This is a genomic window from Streptomyces graminofaciens, from assembly GCF_030294945.1.
In the GTDB taxonomy this organism is placed as follows: Bacteria; Actinomycetota; Actinomycetes; order Streptomycetales; family Streptomycetaceae; genus Streptomyces; species Streptomyces graminofaciens.
In genome coordinates, this window is the sequence record NZ_AP018448.1 from 511,249 (window position 1) to 533,690 (window position 22,442).

The following is a 22,442-nucleotide window of genomic DNA, read 5'->3' on the forward strand; positions in this document are numbered from 1 at the left end:
TGCGTGGTTCGGTCGAGCGAGGGCGTACGCCTGCTCGTCATCTCTGGAGATCAGGACAGGGAGCCGACCCAATCCCGCACGGCCCGCGCGGTCTCGGCCGCGTGGTCCTCCATGAGCGTGTAGTGGTTTCCGGGCACGTCGACGGCGGTGTGCGGCAGGTCCCACCTGCTGCGCCAGTCGGTGTCGGACGGGACGCCCGGCATCGGCTCACTCGACCGGACGAGCAGGCTCGGGGCCTTGATCGCGGCCGGACGCCAGTGGTCGAACAGCCGGAAGTAGCCGCCCATAGCGGTGAGCCAGACGTCGTCGCCGAAGTCGAACCGGAACTTCTCGCGCCGCTCCAGGAGTCCGCCCACCAGCTCCGGGCCGAGCTGCCCCACCACACCCTCGGGCAGGTAGGTGTCCAGCAGGACCACGCCCGCCGGGGCGGCTCCCTGTTCCTCCATGCGGCTCGCGACCGCGTGGGCCAGCCAGCCGCCGGACGAGTAGCCGACCAGCACGAACGGCGTCTCGCCGACGCGCCGGGCCACGGCATCCGCGGTCGCGTCGGTGTAGGTGGCGAGGTCCTTCGGGAGGAGTTCCCCTTGGACGAACCCGGGCGGGGCCACGGCCCACACCTCCCGCCGGTCGCGCAGCGGGCCCGCGAACCGCGCGTACTGGTGCGGGCCCGACGGGCCGACCACGGACGGGAAGCAGACCAGCATGGGACCGTCCGGCCCTTCGGCCGGTCCTTCGGCGAGCCGCACCGGCTCCGGAACGCTCTCGCGCGCCCGTACGGCGTCGAAGGTCGGACGGAACTCGGAGGCCAGGCGGAGCAGCCGGAAGAACTCCTCCGACCTGCCCTGCCGGTACGCCTCCACGAACAGCTCCCCGAACGCCTCGGCGGTGCCGCCCCCGTTGGTCGGGACGCGTGCGGCCTCGACCGGGGCTGCCGTGTCCGTGCCGGAGCCGTCGGTGTGCACTGCGACCAGATCGGTCCGCAGCTGTGCGGCGAGCGCGGCCGGGGTCCGGTGCTTGAAGACGAGCGTGGTCGGCAGCCGCAGCCCGGTCGCCGCGGTCAGCCGGTTGCGTAGTTCGACGCCGGTGAGCGAGTCGAAGCCCAGGTCGAGGAAGGGCCGGTCCGTGGTGACCTGCTCCGGGTCGGTGTGCCCGAGCACGGCCGCCGCCTGCGCGCCGACCAGGTCGAGCAGCGCGGCCTCCTGCTCCGCCGGGGACAGTGCCACGAGACGGCCCCACAGCGAGGCCGGATCCGTCGCCGGGGTGCCGTTGTCGAGGGCCGCGACGGTACGGCGGGACGGTACGCGGACCAGCCCGCGCAGCAACGGGTGGTCGAAGCCCGTCCGGCGCACGGCGCCGAGATCGATCCGGACCGGCACGAACCAGGGTCGGTCGGTGGCCAGCGCCGAGTCGAGGAGGGCGAGCCCCTGCTCGGAGGAGAGCGGCAGCACGCCGTGGTGTGTCATCCGGTTCAGTTCGGCGTCGGTCAACTGGCCGGTCAGACCGCTGCGTTCGGCCCACAGCCCCCAGGAGAGGGCCGTCGCGGGCAGGCCCTTACGGCTCCGATGGAGGGCCAGGGCGTCGAGGAAGGCGTTGGCGGCGGCGTAGTTGCCCTGGCCCGCCGCACCGAACACACCGGCGCCGGAGGCGAAGAGCGCGAACACGGACAGGTCCAGGCCGGCGGTCAGTTCGTGCAGCCACCAGGCGCCGTCCACCTTGGGCCGCAGCACCGGCTCCAGCCGCTCCGGGGTCAGCGACTCGATCACACCGTCGTCCAGGACACCCGCCGTGTGGATCACACCGCCCAGAGGGTGTGCGGCGGGGATGTCGGCGAGTACGGCCGCCACGGCCTCGCGGTCGGCGACATCGCATCGGGCCTGGCGTACGGATACGCCCACTTCCGACAACTCCTGGGCCAGTGCGTCGGCTCCGCCGCGGCTGAGCAGTACGACGTGCCGTACGCCCCACACGGACACCGCATGCCGTACGGTCAGCCCGGCCAGGACCCCTGAAGCGCCCGTCACCAGCAGCGACTTCTCCGGATCCCATACGACACCGGCGGCGTCCCGGCCGACTTCCCGGGCCTTGGCCGCCCTGGCCAGTCGTGGCACGAGCAGCTCGCCACCGCGCACCGCGACCTGCGGCTCGCCCGTCGCGAGGGCGGTCGGTACAGCGGCGCCTGCGACCGCCCGGCCGTCGACGTCGAGCAGGACGAAACGGCCCGGGTGCTCGGACTGGGCCGAGCGCACCAGGCCCCAGACCGCCGCGGCCGCCAGGTCCGTCACCTCGTCGTCCGGGCCTGCGGCCACCGCGCCGCTGGTCACGACCGCCAGACGGGCCCCGGCGAAGCGTTCGTCGGCCAGCCACTCGTGGAGCAGAGCCAAGGCCTCGCGGGTCGCCGTGTGCGTCCCGGGGACCACGGCCGTCTCGGACCTGCCGCCGCAGAAGGTGAGGACCACCTCGGGCACCGGTGCGCCGGAGTCCACGGCCCGTCGGAGTGCGGCGAGGTCGTCGTACGATCCGAGGCCCACGCCGCCGACCTCTCCGCCGCCGAGGACCGCCCAACTCGCGGTCCCGGCAGCCGGAGTGGGTACCGGTGCCCACTCCACCTCGAACAGCCCCGACTGCCCGGACGGCCGTCCGGCGGCGAACTGTGCGGCCGTGACCGGTCGTGTCACCAGCGCGTCCACCGATGCCACCGGCGTGCCGGCGGTGTCCGTGACCGTGACGGCCACGGTGTCGGCGTCGTCCGTCGTCAGCCGCACGCGAACCGTCGTCGCCCCTGTGGCACGCAGGGAGACACCGGTCCAGGAGAAGGGCAGCCGTCCCTGCCCCTCGCTCTCGGTCTGTGGTGCGCCGTGTCCGAGGAGCAGGGGGTGCAGGGCCGCGTCCAGCAGCGCCGGGTGCACGCCGAAGCGCCTCGCCGCGTCCCGCTCTGGCCCGGCCAGCTCGACCTCGGCGAACAGTTCGCCGTCGCGGCGCCACACTCGTCGTAGGCCCTGGAAGGCGGGGCCGTACGCGTAGCCCGCTGCGGCGAAGCGGTCGTACACCTCGGTGAGGTCCACCGGATCGGCGTCGGCCGGTGGCCATGAGGTCAACGCCGGGGGCGTGTCGTGGTCCGCGTCCACGGCCAGCGTTCCGCCGGCGTGGCGGGTCCATTCCTGTCCTCCGGCTTCGTCCTCGGCGCGGGAGTGGATGGTCACGGCCCGCCGTCCGGAGGTGTCCGGGCCGTCGAGGACCAGTTGGAGGTGGACCGCGCCCTCCTCCGGAAGGAACAGCGGGGCGTGGAGGGTCAGCTCGTCGAGGTGACCGTGTCCGACGTGCTCGCCTGCGGCCAGCGCCAGTTCGACGAAGCCCGTGCCGGGCAGCAGCACCGAGCCGAACACCGCGTGATCGGCCAGCCAGGGGTGGGTGGCGGGGGACAACCGGCCCGTGAACACGGTCCGTTGCTCGTCGGCCAGGTCGACCACGCCGGTGAGCAGGGGGTGTTCGAGGGTCTGCAGCCCGGCGGCGGAGAGGTCGCCGGGGACGCCGGCGGGTGCTTCCAGCCAGTAGCGGCGGCGCTGGAAGGCGTACGTGGGCAGATCGACGCGAGGGGCGCCGGTGCCGGTGTGGAAGGCGGGCCGGTCGAGGGGGCCGCCGCCGTGGGTGTGGACCTTGGCCAGGGAGACAAAGAGACGGTCCTGGCCGCCTTCCTGGCGGCGCAGGGAGCCGGTGACGACGCCCCGGTGGTCGAGTGCCTCCAGGGTTTCCTGGATCCCGAGAGTGAGGACCGGGTGCGGGCTGGCCTCGACGAACACGCCCCACCCTTCGGCGGCCAGGGCGCGGGTGCCCGCTTCGAAGCGGACGGTCTCGCGCAGGTTGCGGTACCAGTAGTCGGCGTCCATGGGTGTCGCGCCGAGCCACTGCCCGGTCACCGTGGAGAAGAGCGGGACGGTGCCCGCGCGGGGCGTCAATCCGTCGAGGACACGCAGGAGTTCGTCGTGGATCAGGGCGACCTGGGGGCTGTGGGAGGCGTAGTCCACGGGGATCCGCCGGGCGCGGATCTCCTGCGCGTCCAGTTTCTCCAGGAGGGCGTCCACGGCCTGGGAGTCACCGGAGATCACAGTGGAGGCGGGGCCGTTGACCGCGGCGACGGCGATCTGGCCGTCGTCGGCCCACGGACGGATCAGCTCGACGGTGTCGGCCTCCGGGAGGGGAACGGAGACCATCTGCCCACGCCCGGCCAGCGCGGTGATGGCCCGGGAGCGCACGGCCACCACGCGGGCTCCGTCCTCCACGGACAGCACCCCGGCCACACAGGCGGCGGCGATCTCGCCCTGCGAGTGCCCGACGACCGCGTCCGGCTCGATCCCGTACGACCGCCATGCGGCGGCCAGGGCCACCATGACCGCCCACAGCGCCGGCTGGACGACGTCCACCCGCTCCAGGGAGGGCGCGCCCTCGGCCTGCCGCAGCACCTCGTGCAGCGAGCGGCCGTCCCAGTCGACGTGCTCGGCGAGTGCCTGACCGCACTCCTCCAGCGCGGCGGCGAAGACCGGCGACTGCTCGGCCAGTTCCAGGCCCATGCCGATCCACTGGGACCCCTGGCCGGGGAAGACGAACGCCACCCGGCCCGCGCCCTCGGCGGGCGCGCGTCCGGTCACGACGTTGGCCGCCGCCTCGCCCGCGGCCAACGCCTGCACGCCGGCCAGCAGTTCGTCGCGGTCCCGTCCGACGACCACCGCGCGATGCTCGAACGACGCGCGGGTACGGGCCAGGGAGTTGCCCACGTCCGCGGCGCTCAGCGACGCGTCGGCGCCGACGAAGGCGCCCAGCCGGGCCGCCTGCTCACGCAGGGCCTGTTCGTCCCGGCCCGAGATCGGCCAGGCGATCACGGACGGTGGAGTCGTGTCGCCTTCGTGGGCGTGTACGGGGCCGGTGTCTGCGGCCTGTTCGAGGATGACGTGGGCGTTGGTGCCGCTGGCGCCGAAGGAGGAGACGGCGGCGCGGCGGGGCCGGTCGGTGGTGGGCCAGGGGCGGGCCTCGGTGAGGAGTTCGACCGCTCCGGCGTCCCAGTCGACCTCGGGGGTGGGCTCGTCCACGTGCAGGCTGGCGGGCAGCACGCCGTTCCGTATCGCCATCACGGACTTGATCACGCCGGCGACACCGGCGGCGGCCTGGGTGTGGCCGATGTTGGACTTCACCGAACCCAGCCACGCGGGCTCGCCCTCGGGTCGGTCCTGGCCGTAGGTGGCGAGCAGGGCCTGGGCCTCGATGGGGTCACCGAGGCGGGTGCCGGTGCCGTGGGCCTCGACGAGGTCGATGTCGGCGGGGGTCAGGCGGGCGTTGGCCAGGGCCTGGCGGATCACGCGTTGCTGGGAGGGGCCGTTCGGGGCGGTGAGGCCGTTGGAGGCGCCGTCCTGATTGACGGCACTGCCGCGTACGACGGCCAGGATCGGGTGGCCGTTGCGTTCCGCGTCGGACAGGCGCTCCAGCAGGAGCATGCCGACGCCCTCGCCCCAGCCCGTACCGTCGGCAGCGGCGGCGAACGCCTTGCAGCGGCCGTCCTCGGCGAGTCCGCGCTGCCGGGTGAACTCGGTGAACACGCCCGGGGTGGCCAGGACGGTGACGCCACCGGCCAGGGCCAGGGAGCACTCGCCCTGCCGTAGGGCCTGGGAGGCCAGGTGGAGGGTGACCAGGGAGGAGGAGCAGGCGGTGTCCACGGTGACCGCCGGTCCTTCGAGCCCGAAGGTGTAGGCGACGCGTCCAGAGGCGATGCTGCCCGCGTTGCCGTTGCCCAGGTAGCCCTCGACCTCCTCCGGGACGTGCAGAACCCGGGTGCCGTAGTCGTGGTACATGACGCCGGCGAAGACGCCGGTGGCGCTGCCTCGGAGCGTCGCCGGGTCGATGCCCGCCCGTTCCAACGCCTCCCAGGAGGTCTCCAGCAGCAGCCGCTGCTGCGGGTCCATGGCGAGGGCCTCGCGGGGGGAGATCCCGAAGAACGCGGCGTCGAACTGGTCGGCGTCGTAAAGGAACCCGCCCTCGCGGGTCAGGCTGGTGCCGCCGGGCCGCTCGGGGTCGAACAGGGCGTCGAGGTCCCAGCCTCGGTCCTGGGGGAAGCGGGATACGGCGTCGGCCTCGTCGGCGACAAGCCGCCAGAGGTCTTCCGGTGAGGCCACCCCGCCCGGGTAACGGCACGCCATCCCGACGATCGCGATCGCCTCGTCGACGGCGGTCCCGGCGATCGCGACGGGTGCGGTCGGGCCGGTGGTGGTGCCTGCGGCGGAGGAACGGATGTGGGTGGCGAGAGCAGTCGGTGTCGGGTAGTCGAAGATCAGGGTGGCGGGCAGGCGCAGGCCGGTGGCTCCGTTCAGGCGGTTGCGCAGCTCCACCGCGGTGAGGGAATCGAAGCCCAGCTCCCGGAACGCCTGCCCGGGAGCCACCGCACCGGCGCTTGCGTAACCCAGCACGGCTGCGGCCTCGCCGCACACCAGTTCCAGGACCGCTCGCTCGGCCTCCGCGGGTGAGAGCCCGGCGATCCGCTGCACGAAGGAGTCGGCGCCGTTCGCGCCTGCGGTCACCGCGCGGCGGGTGATCCGGCGCACCAGGCCCCGCAGCAAGGGCGGGACCGGTTGGTCCGAGGTCCGGAGTATGCCGAGGTCCAGCCGGGCCGGGACCAGCCAGGGGCGGCCTGTGGCCAGCACCGCGTCCAGCAGGGCGACTCCCTGCTCGGAGGAGAGCGGCAGCACTCCTTGGCGTGACAGTCGGCCCAGGTCGGACTCCGCCAACCGGCCTGTCAAGCCGCTGCGTTCGGCCCACAGGCCCCAGGAGAGGGAGGTCGCCGGGAGGCCTTCACGGTGCCGGTACAGGGCGAGGGCGTCGAGGAAGGCATTGGCAGCGGCATAGTTGCCCTGACCCGCCGCGCCGAACACACCGGCCGCGGAGGAGAACACCGCGAACACCGACAGGTCAACGTCGGCGGTCAGCTCGTGCAGCCACCAAGCGCCGTCCACCTTCGGCCGCAACACCGGCTCCAGCCGCTCCGGGGTCAGCGACTCGATCACACCATCGTCCAGGACACCCGCCGTGTGGATCACACCGCCGAGCCGGTGTTCCGCGGGGATGCCGGCCAGCACGGCCGCCACAGCCTCCCGGTCCGCCACATCGCAACGCGCCTGCTGCACGGACACGCCCGCCTCGGCCAGTTCCTGAGCCAGCCCGTCGGCTCCGCTACGGCTGACCAGCACCACATGCCGTACGGCCCACTCCGCGACCGCATGCCGTACCACCAGCCCCGCCAGAACACCCGAAGCGCCCGTCACCAGCAGGGACTTCTCCGGATCCCATACGACACCACCGGCGCCGCCCTCCGTCGCGGGCACCACCCGCGCAAGCCGAGGGACCAGCACCTGACCCTCACGCACCATCACGTGCGGCTCATCCGCGGGCAGACCCGCAAGAGCGTCCCCGTCTGTGTCGACGAGCACGAACTGACCCGGGTGCTCGGACTGCGCCGACCGCACCAGACCCCACACCGCCGCACCCGCCAGGTCCGACACCTCGCCCCCGACAGCACCCCGCGTCACCACCACCAGACGCGAACCACGCGGACGCTCCCGCGCCAGCCACCCCTGGATCAGCCCAAGAGCACGCTCAATCGCCTCGCGCACCCCCTGCGGATCCTGCACGAGGCCGTCGAAACGATGCACCTCCAGGACATCCGCCGCCAGCGCATCGGAGTCCCCTCCGGCGAACGGCACCCACTCCACACCGAACAGCGAGTCACGCCCCACCCCACCCCCTGCCCCGAGCTGCTCCTCCGCGACGGGCCGTGACACCAGCCCCTCCACCCGCGCCACCGGCACACCGTCCTGATCCGCGACCAGCACGGACACCGCGTCCTGCCCCGCCGGGGACAGCCGCACACGGGCCGCGGACGCACCCGTCGCGAACAAGGACACACCCCGCCAGGCGAACGGCAGACGCACCTCAGCAGCCTCACCACCGTGCTGCAGCAAGGCAACGGCCGAGGTCTGCAACGCGCCGTCCAGCAACGCCGGGTGGATGCCGAACTGGTCCGCCTGGCCGTCCAGTTCCTCGGCGAGGCTGACCTCCGCGAAGAGTTCCTCGCCACGACGCCACACCCGCCGCAACCCCTGGAAAGCCGGACCGTACTCATAGCCCAACCCACCCAGCAGGTCGTACAGCCCCTCGACCGGCACCACCTCGGCGTCCGCCGGCGGCCACTGCGCCAGCCCCTCCGGCTCGGGACGCGCTTCCAGCTCCAGCACACCCGAGGCGTACTCCTGCCAGGCGTCCGGCTCTGCGGCCTCGTCCGACCGTCCGTACACCGTGAACGCCCGATGCCCCCGCTCGTCCGGCGCCTCCACCGCGAACTGGACCTGAACAGCACCCTCCACCGGCAACACCAGCGGAGCCTGGAGCGTCAGCTCCTCCACCGCGCCACAGCCGACCCGCTCCCCCGCGCACAGCGCCAGCTCCACGAACGCAGCGCCGGGCACGAGCACCACACCCCGCACCGAGTGATCCGCCAGCCACGGATGCGACAGCACCGACAACCGACCACTCAGCAGCGTCCGGTCACCACCGGCCACCTCGACCACCGCGCCGAACAACGGGTGACCCGCCGAAGCCAGGCCCGCCGAGGCCACACCACCGGCGCCGTCACGCCCGCCGTCCAGCCAGAAACGCCGCCGCTGGAAGGCGTACGTCGGCAGCTCCACCCGTTCCGCGCCCGTGCCGGCGAAGACGGCGGGCCAGTCGACGTCGGCGCCGTGTGCGTGGGCCTCGCCCAGGGAGAGCAGGTAGCGGTCGAGGCCGCCCTCGCCGCGGCGCAGGGTGCCGAGCACGGCGCAGTTCGCGGCGGCGGCCTCGACGCTCTCCTGCATGCCGATGGCCAGTACCGGGTGGGGGCTGGCCTCGATCAGAAGGCCGAAGCCCTCCGCGATCAGCGTCCGGGTGGCCACGTCGAACTGCACGGTCCGGCGCAGGTTGCGGTACCAGTAGGCGGCGTCCATGACGGTGGTGTCGATCCACTCGCCGGTCACGGTCGAGAAGAACGGCACGCGGGACGGGCGGGGTGTGACGGGGGCGAGCAGTTCGAGGAGGGTGTCGTGGATCTCCTCCACGTGTGCGCTGTGGGAGGCGTAGTCCACGGGGACGATCCGTGCGCGTACGCCGTCGGCCTCGCAGGCCGCCACCAGTTCGTGCAGGGGCTCGACGTCGCCGGACACCACGGTCGAGTGCGGTCCGTTCACCGCGGCTATCGAGAGCCGGTCCTTGTAGGCCGCGAGGCGGGCCGTGGTCTCCTCGGCGGAGAGTGCCAATGAGGCCATGCCGCCGCGTCCGGCCAGGACGCCCAGGGCGCGGCTGCGCAGGGCGACCACACGTGCGCCGTCCTCCAGCGACAGCGCGTCGGCCACGCAGGCCGCCGCGATCTCGCCCTGCGAGTGGCCGACGACCGCGTCGGGGCGTACGCCGTGGGACTCCCACAGCGCGGCCAGCGACACCATGACGGCCCACAGCACCGGCTGCACGACGTCAGCCTTTTCGAGGTCGGAGCCGTCCAGTACCTCACGGAGCGACCAGTCGACGTGCGGGGCGAGCGCTTCCTCGCAGGCGCGGAGCCGTTCGGCGAACACCGGTGAGCTGTCCGCCAGTTCACGTGCCATTCCGGCCCACTGGGAGCCCTGGCCGGGGAAGACGAACGCGGTCCTGGTGTCGCCCGCGACCCCGCGTACGAGGTGGGGGGCGGGTGTGCCGGAGGCCAACGCGTCGACGCCCTGCAGCAGGTGCGGGAGGTCGGCGCCGACCACGACCGCGCGGTGCCGGTGTGTCGACCGGGTCGTGGCCAGCGACCAGCCGAGGTCGAGGGGGCTCGGCTGGGGCTCACCGTCCGCAACCGTGGTGAGGGTGTCGTGGAGGCGGCGGGCCTGTGCGCGCAGGGCCTCGGGGGTGTGGCCGGACAGGGGCCAGGGCACGGCGGGCAGCGTCGTCGTCCGGTCCGGCGAGGCCGAAGCGGCGGGCTCCTGGTCCGTGTCCGCCTCCGTCGGATTCCCGGTCGCGGCCGGTGCCTCCTCCAGGATGGCGTGGGCGTTGGTGCCGCTGACGCCGAAGGAGGAGACGCCCGCCCGGCGCGGTCGGCCGTTCCGGGCCCATGGCCGGGCTTCGGTCAGCAGGCTGACCGCGCCGGACGACCAGTCGACCTGGGTCGAGGGCCGGTCCACGTGGAGGGTGGCGGGCAGGGTCTCCTGGCGCAGGGCCATGACCATCTTGATCACGCCGGCCACGCCTGCGGCGGCCTGGGTGTGCCCGATGTTGGACTTGACCGAGCCCAGCCACAGCGGGCGCTCCTCGGGCCGGTCCTGGCCGTACGTCGCGAGCAGCGCCTCGGCCTCGATGGGGTCGCCGAGCCGGGTGCCGGTGCCGTGGGCCTCGACCACGTCGACGCTGTCGGGGGTGAGGCGGGCGTTGTCCAGGGCCTGGCGGATCACCTGTTCCTGGGAGGGGCCGTTGGGGGCGGTCAGGCCGTTGGAGGCGCCGTCCTGATTGACGGCGCTGCCACGCAGCACGGCCAGCACCTCATGGCCGTTGCGCCGGGCGTCCGACAGTCGTTCGAGGAGCAGTACGCCGACTCCCTCGGCCATGCCGGTGCCGTCGGCGGCGTCCGCGAAGGCCTTGCACAGGCCGTCCTGGGCGAGTCCGCGCTGCCGGGAGAATTCGAGGAAGGTCCCCGGGGCGGCCATCACGGACACGCCGCCGACCATGGCGAGGGAGCACTCGTCGGAGCGGAGCGCCTTGGCCGCAAGATGCATCGCCACCAGCGACGACGAGCAGGCGGTGTCCACCGTGACGGCGGGGCCCTCCAGGCCGAACGTGTAGGAGAGCCGGCCGGAGAGCACGCTGGCCAGGTTTCCGGTGGCGAGATAGCCCTCGACACCGTCGGGGACCGAGCGCAGCCGGGTCGCGTAGTCCAGGTCGTTGCTGCCGATGAACACGCCGGTACGGCTGCCCCGCATCGCCGCCGGGTCCAGTCCGGCCCGCTCCCACACCTCCCAGGACGTCTCCAGCAGCAACCGCTGTTGCGGATCCATGGCCAGTGCCTCGCGCGGCGAGATGCCGAAGAACTCGGGGTCGAACCCGGCGGCCTCGTGGAGGAAGCCGCCCTTGCGGGTGTACGAGGTGCCGGAGTGTCCGGGGTCCGGGTGGTACAGCGCGTCGAGGTCCCAGCCGCGGTCGGCGGGGAAGTCCGTCAGGCAGTGCCGCTCGTCGACGAGCACCCGCCACAGATCCTCGGGGCTCCGCACTCCGTCGGGGAAGCGGCAGCTCATCCCGATGATCGCGATCGGCTCGTGGTCCCGTGCCTCGCTCTCGCTGAGCCGCGCCCGGCTCTGGCGCAGTTCGCCCATGACCCGGTTGAGGTAGTCCCGGAGCTTGTCTTCGTTGGTCATGTCGATCTCACGTTCCTTCAGTAGTCGACCAGCGGACAGCCGGGTCAGAGGGATCCGAGTTCCTTGTCGATGAGGTCGAACATCTCGTCGTCGCTGACGGGCGCGGTGTCGCCGCCCGCCTCCGGACGGCTCATGTCCTCGCCACCGCCCTGGGCGTCGGTCCACTTCCACAGCAGCGACTTCAGCCGTGCGGTGACGCGGTCGCGTACGGCGTCGTCAGTACCGGCACCGTCGCTGGAACCGGAGTTGGCACCGGCTTCGGTGAGGCCGGCGAGCGTGGCCTCCAGGGCGTCGAGGTCGGCGAAGACCGCGGGCTGCGCGTCGGTGGGCTCCGGGGCCAGCTCGTCGAGAAGCAGACGGGCGACCGCGGCGGGCGTCGGATGGTCGAAGACGAGCGTCGCCTTCAGGCGCAGGCCGGTCGCCGCCGCCAGCCGGTTGCGGATCTGCACGGCGGCCAGCGAGTCGGCGCCGATGTCCCGGAAGGGGGTGTCGGCCTGTACGGCGGTGACGTCGGCGTGGCCGAGCACGGCGGCCGCCTGACTGCGTACGAGGTCCAGCAGCGCCCGTGCCCGTTCCTCCTCGCCCAGTGCGGCGAGGCGTTCGGCGAGTGCCGGCGCAGTGCGGACGTCCGCAGTCTGCGCGGCCGTACGGACGGTGCCGGGCACCAGGCCGCGCAGCAGCGCGGGCAGGAGGTCGCCGGAGAGCCTGCGCAGCTCCGCGAGGTCGATCTTGGCGGGGACCACCACGGGCAGGTCGAGGGTGAGGGCCCGGTCGAACAGGGCCAGCCCCTCCTGTGTGGTCAGCGCCGTCACGCCGCCGCTGGACATCCGGCTCAGGTCCGCGTCGGACAGCCGGTCGCCCATGCCGCCGCTCTGCGCCCACAGACCCCACGCCAGGGAGGTGGCGGGCAGGCCGGCGTCGCGGCGGCGTTGGGCGAGGCCGTCCAGGAAGGCGTTGGCGGCCGCGTAGTTCGCCACGCCGGGGCTGCCGAGGGTGCTGGAGAGGGAGGAGAACAGCACGAACGCCCCCAGGTCGAGGCCTCGTGTCAGTTCGTCCAGCAGGAGCGCGGTGTCGACCTTGGGCCGGAGCACACGGTCGAGCCGTTCGGGGGTCAGCGCCGTCACGACGCCGTCGTCGAGCACGGCGGCGGCGTGCACCACGGCGGTCAGCGGGTGCCGTTCGGGTATCGCGTCCAGTACGGCGGCGAGCGCGTCCCGGTCCGTGGCGTCGCAGGCCGCGATGTCGACGACGGCGCCCGCCTCGGTGAGTTCGGCACGCAGCTCGGCCATTCCGTCGGCGGCCTCGCCGCGACGGCTGGTGAGAACCAGCCTCCTGACACCTCGCTCGACGACCAGGTGACGGGCCAGCACCTGCCCCAGCCCGCCGGAGGCGCCGACGAGGAGGACCGTGCCGTCGGGGTTCCACCGGTCGAGGTCAGGGTCGAGGTCGCGGGCGGCGGTGTCCGTGTCGGCGGTCGGGGTCGGTGTGGCGGGACGGACGAGGCGTGGGACGGTGAACTGTCCGCCGCGTACGGCCACTTGTGGCTCGTTCAGGCCTTCCGGGCCTTCCGGGCCTTCCAGGCGGGCGAGCACATCGGGTACGGCGTCGAGGTCGTCGACGTCGACGAGGAGGAACCGCCCCGGGTTCTCGGCCTGTGCCGAGCGGACCAGGCCCCACACGGGGGTCTGGGCCAGGTTGAGGCCCCCGGCCCCGGCCCCGTCGGTGCCGGTGACGACCGCGCGGCAGGTGACGATCGCGAGGCGGGACTCCTCCAGCCGGTCGTCGTCGAGCCAGGCGCGGAGCGCGTCGAGCGTGTCGGCGGTCGTGGCGCGGACCGCCTGTGCGAGGTCGTTGCCCAGCGCATCAGTGCCGGGGGCCTCGGTGGCGCCTGGGGCGGCGCAGATGAAGGCGGCCAGTGCGGGTGCCGGCTGTCCGTCGGCGACGGCCCTGCGCAGTGCTTCCAGTTCGTCCCTGCTGCGCAGCACGGGCCGCCGGTCCGTGTCGCCGGTGGTCGTCGCGGGGCCCGCCGGGATGTCCGTCCAGTCGACCAGGAACAGGGAGTTCTGGGTCACGCTGCTCGCCGCGGCGATCTGCTGGAGGGACACCGGCCGCAGGACGAGCGACTCCACCGACGCCACCGGCTGCCCGGCCGCGTCCGCGATCCGGATGGTGACGGCCGAGTCCCCGGCGGGGCTCACCTTCACACGGGCCGTACCGCCGCCGGGCGCGTGGAGCGTGACGCCGGTCCAGGCGAACGGCATACGGGCGCCGGTGTCGGCGTCGGCCCGGTGGTCGAGGGTGAGGGTCTGCGCGGCCGCGTCCAGCAGGATGGGGTGGAGGCCGTAGTCGGCGGTGTTCTCGCTCGTGTCCAGTGCGACCTCGGCGTACAGGTCGTCGCCGTCGCGCCAGGCCGCGCGCAGGGCCTGGAAGGACGGGCCGTAGGCGTAGCCGAGGGCGGCGAGGTGGTCGTAGTGGCCCTCGACCGGCAGCGGGGTCGCGTCGGCGGGCGGCCAGACGAGCAGGCCGAAGTCGGCGGGGGCGTCACCGGTCAGGGTGCCGCTGGCGTGCCGGACCCATGGGGCGTCGGCGGTCCGGGCGAAGATCTGCACCGGTCGGCGGCCCGTTCCGTCATCGGGGTCGAGCTGCACCTGAAGCCGTACGACGTCCGCCGCGGACACCACCAGGGGTGTGTGCAGCGTCAGTTCGTCGAGGCGGGGCAGGCCCACGTGCCGCCCGGCGCGGAGCGCCATCTCGACGAACGCGGACACCGGCAGGAGCGCGGTGCCGCCGATGACGTGGTCGGCGAGCCAAGGGTGGGTGCCGGTCGACAGTCGGCCGGTCAGCAGGACCTGTTCGCCGCCGGCCGTCTCCACGGCCGCGCCCAGCAGCGGGTGCCGCGCGGGATCCAGCCCGGCGGCGGCCACGTCCGGGGTGCGGCCGCCGATGTCCGACAGCCAGTAACCGCGGTGTTGGAAGGCGTACGTCGGCAGGTCCACGATCCGCGCCGGGCCGAGGACGGCGGCCCAGTTCACCGGCTGCCCGTACGCGTGGACCTCGGCCAGTGAGGCGAGGAAACGCGACCAGTCGCCCTCGTCGCGGCGCAGGGTGGCGACCACGCCTGGGGGCGCGGTGGCGGTCGTGGGAGTGTCCGTGGGGTCGGCCGCTGGTGTGGTCGCCTGGCCGGGCGCCGTCACACTGTCCTCGAGCCCCATGGTCAGTACGGGGTGCGGGCTCACCTCGATGAACAGGTCGTGGCCCTGCCGCGCGAGGTGCCGCACCGCCTCGTGGAACCGCACGGGTCGGCGCAGGTTGCGCAGCCAGTAGTCGGCGTCGAGTGCCTCGCCGTCGACCCACTCGCCGGTCACCGTGGAGAACAGCGGTACGTCGCCCGTACGGCCCGTCACTCCCGACAGGGCCTCGCGGACCTGGTCGGCGACGGCCTCCACCTGGGCCGAGTGGGAGGCGTAGTCGACGGGGATGCGCCGGGCCCTGATCTGGCGGCGCTCGCACAGGTCGAGGAATGCCTCGACCGCGGCCGTCTCCCCGGAGACGACCGTGCTCTCGGGTCCGTTCACGGCCGCGACGGACAGGCGACCCTCCCGATCGGCCGCATCGGCCTCGCCGGTTACGCCGGTCGCGCCGGTCGCGCCGACCGCTCCGGCTGCTCCGGCTGCTTCGGCCACAAGCAGCTCGGTCTGCTCGGCCGAGGCGAAGACCGACGCCATGGCTCCTTGTCCGGCCAGGTCCAGCAGGGCCCGGCTGCGCAGCGCGACGACGCGGGCGGCGTCCTCGACCGACAGGGACCCGGCGACGCAGGCCGCCGCGATCTCGCCCTGGGAGTGGCCCACGACGGCGTCCGGACGCACCCCGCACGCACGCCACAGCTCGGCCAGCGACACCATCACCGCCCACAGCACCGGCTGGATGACGTCGACCCGCTCGAACGTGCCGTCGCGCAGCACCTCTTCGAGGTCCCAGTCCACGACCTGGGCGAGCGCCTGCCCGCAACGGGCGATCGACTCGGCGAACACCGGACATGTGTCCATCAACTCGACGGCCATTCCCCCCCATTGCGAGCCCTGGCCGGGGAAGACGAACACGACCCTGGGCGGGCGGGGCCGGGCCTGGCCCAGCACCAGCCGTGCCGACGGTTCACCGGCCGCGAGGGCGGCCAGCCCGTCCAGCATCTGCTGCCGGTCCCCGCCGAGGACGACGGCCCGGTCGTCCAGCGCGCCGCGGGTGGTGGCCAGGGACAGGCCGATGTCGGCGAGGGCCGGGTCCGGTCGGTCGTGCAGGGAGTCCCGCAGCCGTTGGGCCTGCGCCCGGAGGGCGTCCTGGCCTCGGGCGGAGAGCACCCAGGGGACGACTGTGGCGGCGGGGGACAGTGGGGAGGCGGTGCCGGTCAGGTCCGTGGCCGGGACTGTGTCGGTGGCGTGTTCGAGGATGACGTGGGCGTTGGTGCCGCTGATACCGAAGGAGGAGACTGCGGCGCGGCGGGGGCGGTCGGTGGTGGGCCAGGGGCGGGCCCGGGTGAGGAGTTCGACCGCTCCGGCGTCCCAGTCGACCTCGGGGGTGGGCTCGTCCACGTGCAGGCTGGCGGGCAGCGTGCCGTGTCGCATCGCCATGACGGCCTTGATGATTCCGGCGACACCGGCGGCGGCCTGCGTGTGTCCGATGTTGGACTTGATGGACCCGAGCCAGAGCGGCTGGTCGTCGGTTCGGTCCTGGCCGTAGGTGGCGAGCAGGGCCTGGGCCTCGATGGGGTCGCCGAGGCGGGTGCCGGTGCCGTGGGCCTCGACGAGGTCGATGTCGGCGGGGGTCAGGCGGGCGTTGGCCAGGGCCTGGCGGATCACGCGTTGCTGGGAGGGGCCGTTCGGGGCGGTCAGGCCGTTCGACGCGCCGTCCTGATTGACGGCACTGCCGCGTACGACGGCCAGGATCGGGTGGCCGTTGCGCTCGGCGTCGGAGAGGCGTTCGAGTATCAGCATGCCGACGCCCTCGCTCCAGCCGGTGCCGTCCGCCGTGGCGGAGAAGGACTTGCAGCGGCCGTCGGAGGACAGCCCCTGCTGACGCGAGAACTCGATGAAGGTCCCGGGGGTGGCCATCACCGTCACGCCACCGGCCAGGGCGAGCGAGCACTCACCTTGGCGCAGGGCTTGGGCGGCGAGGTGGAGGGTGACGAGGGAGGAGGAGCAGGCGGTGTCCACGGTGACCGCCGGTCCTTCGAGACCGAAGGTGTAGGCGACCCGTCCGGAGGCGATGCTGCCCGCGTTGCCGTTGGCCAGATAGCCCTCGACCTCCTCGGGTGCCTCAAGGATCCGGGTGGCGTAGTCGTGGTACATGACGCCGGCGAAGACGCCGGTGGCGCTGCCTCGGAGCGTCGCCGGGTCGATGCCCGCCCGTTCCAACGCCTCCCAGGAGGTCTCCAGCAGCAGCCGCTGCTGCGGGTCCATGGCGAGGGCCTCGCGGGGGGAGATCCCGAAGAACGCGGCGTCGAACTGGTCGGCGTCGTAAAGGAACCCGCCCTCGCGGGTCAGGCTGGTGCCTCTGGCCCGCTGCGGATCGAAGAGTCCTTCCAGGTCCCAGCCGCGGTCCTGGGGGAAGCGGGATATGGCGTCCGTCCCGTCCGCGACGAGTCGCCACAGGTCTTCGGGCGAGGCCACCCCGCCCGGGTAACGGCACGCCATCCCGACGATGGCGATCGCCTCGTCGACGGCGGTCCCTGGCACGGTGAGGGGTGCGATCGGGCCGGCGGTGGTGCCTGCGGTGGCGGAGTGGATGTGGGCGGCGAGGACGGCGGGCGTGGGGTAGTCGAAGATCAGGGTGGCGGGCAGGCGCAGGCCGGTGGCGCTGTTGAGGCGGTTGCGCAGTTCCACGGCCGAGAGGGAGTCGAAGCCGAGTTCCTGGAAGGCCTGCCCGGGCGGGACAGCGCCGGCGTTGGCGTGACCGAGGACGGCCGCGGTCTCGCCGCACACCAGTTCCAGGACCGCTCGCTCGGCCTCCGTGGGTGAGAGCCCGGCGATCCGCTGCACGAAGGAGTCGGCGCCGTTCGCGCCTGCGGTCACCGCGCGGCGGGTGATCCGGCGCACCAGGCCCCGCAGCAAGGGCGGGACCGGTTGGTCCGAGGTCCGCAGCACACCGAGGTCCAGCCGGGCCGGGACCAGCCAGGGGCGGCCCGTGGCCAGCGCCGCGTCCAGCAGGGCGAGTCCCTCGGAGGAGGAGAGGGGGCGGGCGCCGGTACGTTCCAGTCGTTCGAGCTGGGCGTCGGCCAACTGACCGGCCATACCGCTGCGTTCGGCCCACAGGCCCCAGGAGAGGGAGGTCGCCGGGAGGCCTTCACGGTGCCGGTACAGGGCGAGGGCGTCGAGGAAGGCATTGGCGGCGGCATAGTTGCCCTGGCCCGCCGCGCCGAACACACCGGCCGCGGAGGAGAACACCGCGAACACCGACAGGTCAACGTCGGCGGTCAGCTCGTGCAGCCACCAGGCGCCGTCCACCTTGGGCCGCAGTACGGGCGCCAAGCGCTCCGGGGTCAGCGACTCGATCACGCCGTCGTCCAGGACACCCGCCGTGTGGATCACACCGCCGAGCCGGTGTTCCGCGGGGATGCCGGCCAGCACGGCCGCCACAGCCTCCCGGTCCGCCACATCGCAACGCGCCTGCTGGACGGACACGCCCGCCTCGGCCAGTTCCTGAGCCAGCCCGTCGGCTCCGCTACGGCTGACCAGCACCACATGCCGTACGGCCCACTCCGCGACCGCATGCCGTACCACCAGCCCCGCCAGAACACCCGAAGCGCCCGTCACCAGCAGGGACTTCTCCGGATCCCATACGACACCACCGGCGCCGCCCTCCGTCGCGGGCACCACCCGCGCAAGCCGAGGGACCAGCACCTGACCCTCACGCACCATCACGTGCGGCTCATCCGCGGGCAGACCCGCAAGAGCGTCCCCGTCTGTGTCGACGAGCACGAACTGACCCGGGTGCTCGGACTGCGCCGACCGCACCAGACCCCACACCGCCGCACCCGCCAGGTCCGACACCTCGCCCCCGACAGCACCCCGCGTCACCACCACCAGACGCGAACCACGCGGACGCTCCCGCGCCAGCCACCCCTGGATCAGCCCAAGAGCACGCTCAATCGCCTCGCGCACCCCCTGCGGATCCTGCACGAGGCCGTCGAAACGATGCACCTCCAGGACATCCGCCGCCAGCGCATCGGAGTCCCCTCCGGCGAACGGCACCCACTCCACACCGAACAGCGAGTCACGCCCCACCCCACCCCCTGCCCCGAGCTGCTCCTCCGCGACGGGCCGTGACACCAGCCCCTCCACCCGCGCCACCGGCACACCGTCCTGATCGGCGACCAGCACGGACACCGCGTCCTGCCCCGCCGGGGACAGCCGCACACGGGCCGCGGACGCACCCGTCGCGAACAAGGACACACCCCGCCAGGCGAACGGCAGACGTACCCCGGTCACTTCCCTGTGGTCGGCATCGTCGTGCTCCAGCAGAGCCACCGCCGAGGTATGCAGGGCGCCGTCCAGCAGAGCCGGGTGGATGCCGAACTGGTCCGCCTGGCCGTCCAGTTCCTCGGCGAGGCTGACCTCCGCGAAGAGTTCCTCGCCACGACGCCACACCCGCCGCAACCCCTGGAAAGCCGGACCGTACTCATAGCCCAAGCCGCGCAGCAGGTCGTACAGGCTTTCGACCGGCACCGCCTCGGCGTCCGCCGGCGGCCACTGCGCCAGCCCCTCCGGCTCGGGACGCGCTTCCAGCTCCAGCACACCCGAGGCGTACTCCTGCCAGGAGACCGGCTCTGCGGCCTCGTCCGACCGTCCGTACACCGTGAACGCCCGATGCCCCCGCTCGTCCGGCGCCTCCACCGCGAACTGGACCTGAACAGCACCCTCCACCGGCAACACCAGCGGAGCCTGGAGCGTCAGCTCCTCCACCGCGCCACAGCCGACCCGCTCCCCCGCGCACAGAGCGAGTTCGACAAATGCAGCGCCGGGAACCAGCACGACACCTCGTACGGCGTGATCGGCCAGCCATGGATGGGACGCCAACGACAACCGGCCGCTCAGCAGCGTCCGATCATCACCGGCCACCTCGACCACCGCACCCAGCAACGGATGACCCGCCGAAGCCAAGCCCGCCGAAGCCACACCGCCCCCGTTGCCGTAGCGTCCGCCGTCCAGCCAGAAGCGCCGCCGTTGGAAGGCGTAGGTCGGCAGTTCCACGCGGGCCGCGCCCGTGCCGGCGAAGACGGCCTGCCAGTCGGGCTGGACGCCGTTGACGTGGGCCGTCGCCAGCGCAGTCGTCACCGCCAGCGGCTCGGGACGGTCCGCGCGCAGGGACGGCACGAACACCACCGGCTGCTTGTCCCCGACGGTCTCGTCGAGGCAGTCCGGACCCATCGCCGAGAGCGCACCACCGGGGCCCACCTCGACGAACAGCGACACACCCGCCTCGTCCACGGCCGCCCGTACCGCGTCCGCGAAACGCACCGGCTGGGCCACATGCTCCACCCAGTACTCCGGGCGCGACACCACATCAGCCCCGACCAGCCCACCAGTGACCGCCGACACGAACCCGATCCGGGGTGCGGAGAAGGACAGTCCCGTGACGACGTCGGTGAACTCGGCGAGCATCGGCTCCATCAACGGTGAGTGAAACGCGTGCGAGACCTCAAGCCGCTTCGTACGACGCCCCCACGAGCGCACCACATCCGCGATCTCTCCGACAGGGCTCGCGTCGCCGGAGACGACCACAGCCCGGGGACCGTTCACCGCTGCCACGCCGACCGGCGCACCCGCATGAGCCTCCAGCAGCTCCGCGACCTCCTCCTCGGTCGCCTCCAGAGCCACCATCACGCCGCCGGCGGGCAACGCCTCCATCAACCGACCCCGCGCCGCCACCAGCGCGCACGCGTCCTCCAGCGACAACACCCCGGCAACGTGCGCCGCCGCGATCTCCCCCACCGAATGCCCGGCCACCACCTGCGGCCGCACACCCCACGACAACAACAACCGCGCCGCCGCCACCTCCACCGCGAACAACGCCGGCTGCGTGAACACCGTCCGCCCCAACACCCCCGGACCAGCAGCGATCACCTCACCCAACGGCCTCGGCAGCAACGGATCCAGCAACCCGCACACCTCACCGAACACCCCGGCGAACACCGGGAAACGCTCCGCCAACTCCCGGCCCATACCAACCCGCTGAGAACCCTGACCAGAGAACAGGAAGCCCAGATTCACGCTGCCCCGGGCCGAACCACGCACCAGCCCCGACGCCTCCCGACCCTCAGCCAACGCCTCAAGCCCCGCCAGAAGCTCGTCCCGCGTCTCCCCGACCACCACCGCACGCTGCTCGAACGACGAACGGACGGTACCCAGCGAAAACGCCACATCCGCAGCCGACAGGCCCGGCTCGACCACCAAGCGTTCCCGCAACCTCCGAGCCTGCCCTAGGAGTGCGTCGGTGTTCCGGGCGGACAACGCCCAAGGAAACACGGTGTCTTCGAGCGGTTGCCGTTGCGCCGGCAGTGGATCGGTGTCCGCCTGCTCCGGGCCCTGTTCGAGGATGACGTGCGCGTTGGTGCCGCTGACGCCGAAGCCGGACACCGCGGCCCGACGCGGACGCCCCGCTGCCGACGCTGCGGGCCAAGGCCGCGCCTCGGTCAGCAGTTCCACCGCTCCCGCCGACCAGTCCACCTCCGGCGTCGGCTCGTCCACGTGCAGGGTCTGCGGCGCGACACCGTGCCGCATCGCCATCACCGTCTTGATCACCCCGGCGGCTCCGGCCGCGGCCTGGGTGTGGCCGATGTTCGACTTCACCGACCCCAGCCACAGCGGCCGGTCCTCGGGCCGGTCCTGGCCGTAGGTGGCGAGCAGGGCCTGGGCCTCGATCGGGTCACCCAGCTGGGTGCCGGTGCCGTGGGCCTCGACAAGGTCGACGTCGGCCGGGGACAGACGGGCGTCGGCCAGGGCCTGGCGGATCACCCGTTGCTGGGAGGGGCCGTTCGGGGCGGTCAGGCCGTTCGAGGCGCCGTCCTGATTGACCGCGCTGCCGCGTACGACGGCCAGGATCGGGTGACCGTTGCGTTCGGCGTCCGAGAGCCGCTCCAGCAGCAACAGACCGACGCCCTCGCCCCAGCCCGTACCGTCCGCCGAAGCCGAGAACGCCTTGCACCGGCCGTCCGCCGCCAGCCCGCCCTGCCTGCTGAACTCCACGAACGCCCCCGGAGCGGACATCACCGTCGCGCCTCCGGCCAACGCCAGCGAGCACTCGTCCCGGCGCAGCGAATGAGCGGCCAGGTGCAGGGCGACCAGCGACGCGGAGCACGCCGTGTCCACGGTGACCGCCGGCCCCTCCAGACCGAACGTGTAGGCCAGCCGCCCGGAGGCCACGCTGGGGGTGTTGCCCGTCATCAGGTAGCCCTCGACCTCCTGCGGGGTCTCCCGCACCCCGGTGAGGTAGTCGTGGACGTTGGTGCCGACGAAGACACCGGTACGGCTGCCGCGCAGCGCCGCCGGGTCGATACCGGCCCGTTCGAACGCCTCCCAGGAGGTCTCCAGCAGCAGCCGCTGCTGGGGATCCATCGCCGTCGCCTCGCTCGGCCCGATGTCGAAGAACGCGGCGTCGAACTCGGGCGCGTCGTGCAGGAACGCGCCGTGCCGGGTGTGGCTCGTGCCGGGCCGGTCCGGATCGGGGTCGAGGAGCGCGTCGAGGTCCCATCCCCGGTCCGTCGGGAACGAGGTGATCGCGTCCTGGCCCCCGGCCACCAGGTCCCAGAGGTCCTCGGGGGTGTGGATGCCGCCGGGGAAGCGGCAGCTCATCCCGATGATCGCGATCGGTTCCCGCTGCTGGTCCTCGACCTCGCGGAGACGTCGGCGAACCTGACGGAGGTCGGCGGTGACCCGCTTGAGGTATTCGACGAGCTTCTCTTCGTTGTCCATGCGAGGTCTGTTCCTTAAGCAGTGTGGC

Annotated in this window: 2 protein-coding genes; both read right to left on the reverse strand. The window is 73.0% G+C overall.

What is annotated here, in order from left to right:
* Positions 1 to 50: 50 nt before the first annotated feature.
* Positions 51 to 11,504, reverse strand: coding sequence for an SDR family NAD(P)-dependent oxidoreductase (locus SGFS_RS02580; RefSeq protein WP_434028175.1), 11,454 nt, complete (start codon positions 11,502 to 11,504; stop codon positions 51 to 53).
* A complete protein-coding gene (locus tag SGFS_RS02585) occupies positions 11,495 to 22,414 on the reverse strand; it encodes a type I polyketide synthase (protein ID WP_286247272.1) in 10,920 nt (3,639 codons plus the stop codon). Before SGFS_RS02585 ends, SGFS_RS02580 begins: the two co-directional genes overlap by 10 nt.
* Between the last annotated feature and the right edge of the window lie 28 nt (positions 22,415 to 22,442).

Coding starts and splice junctions, on each gene's coding strand:
- SGFS_RS02585 (WP_286247272.1), bottom strand. CDS start 22,414: ATGGACAACGAAGAGAAGCTCGTCGAATACCTCAAGCGGGTCACCGCC.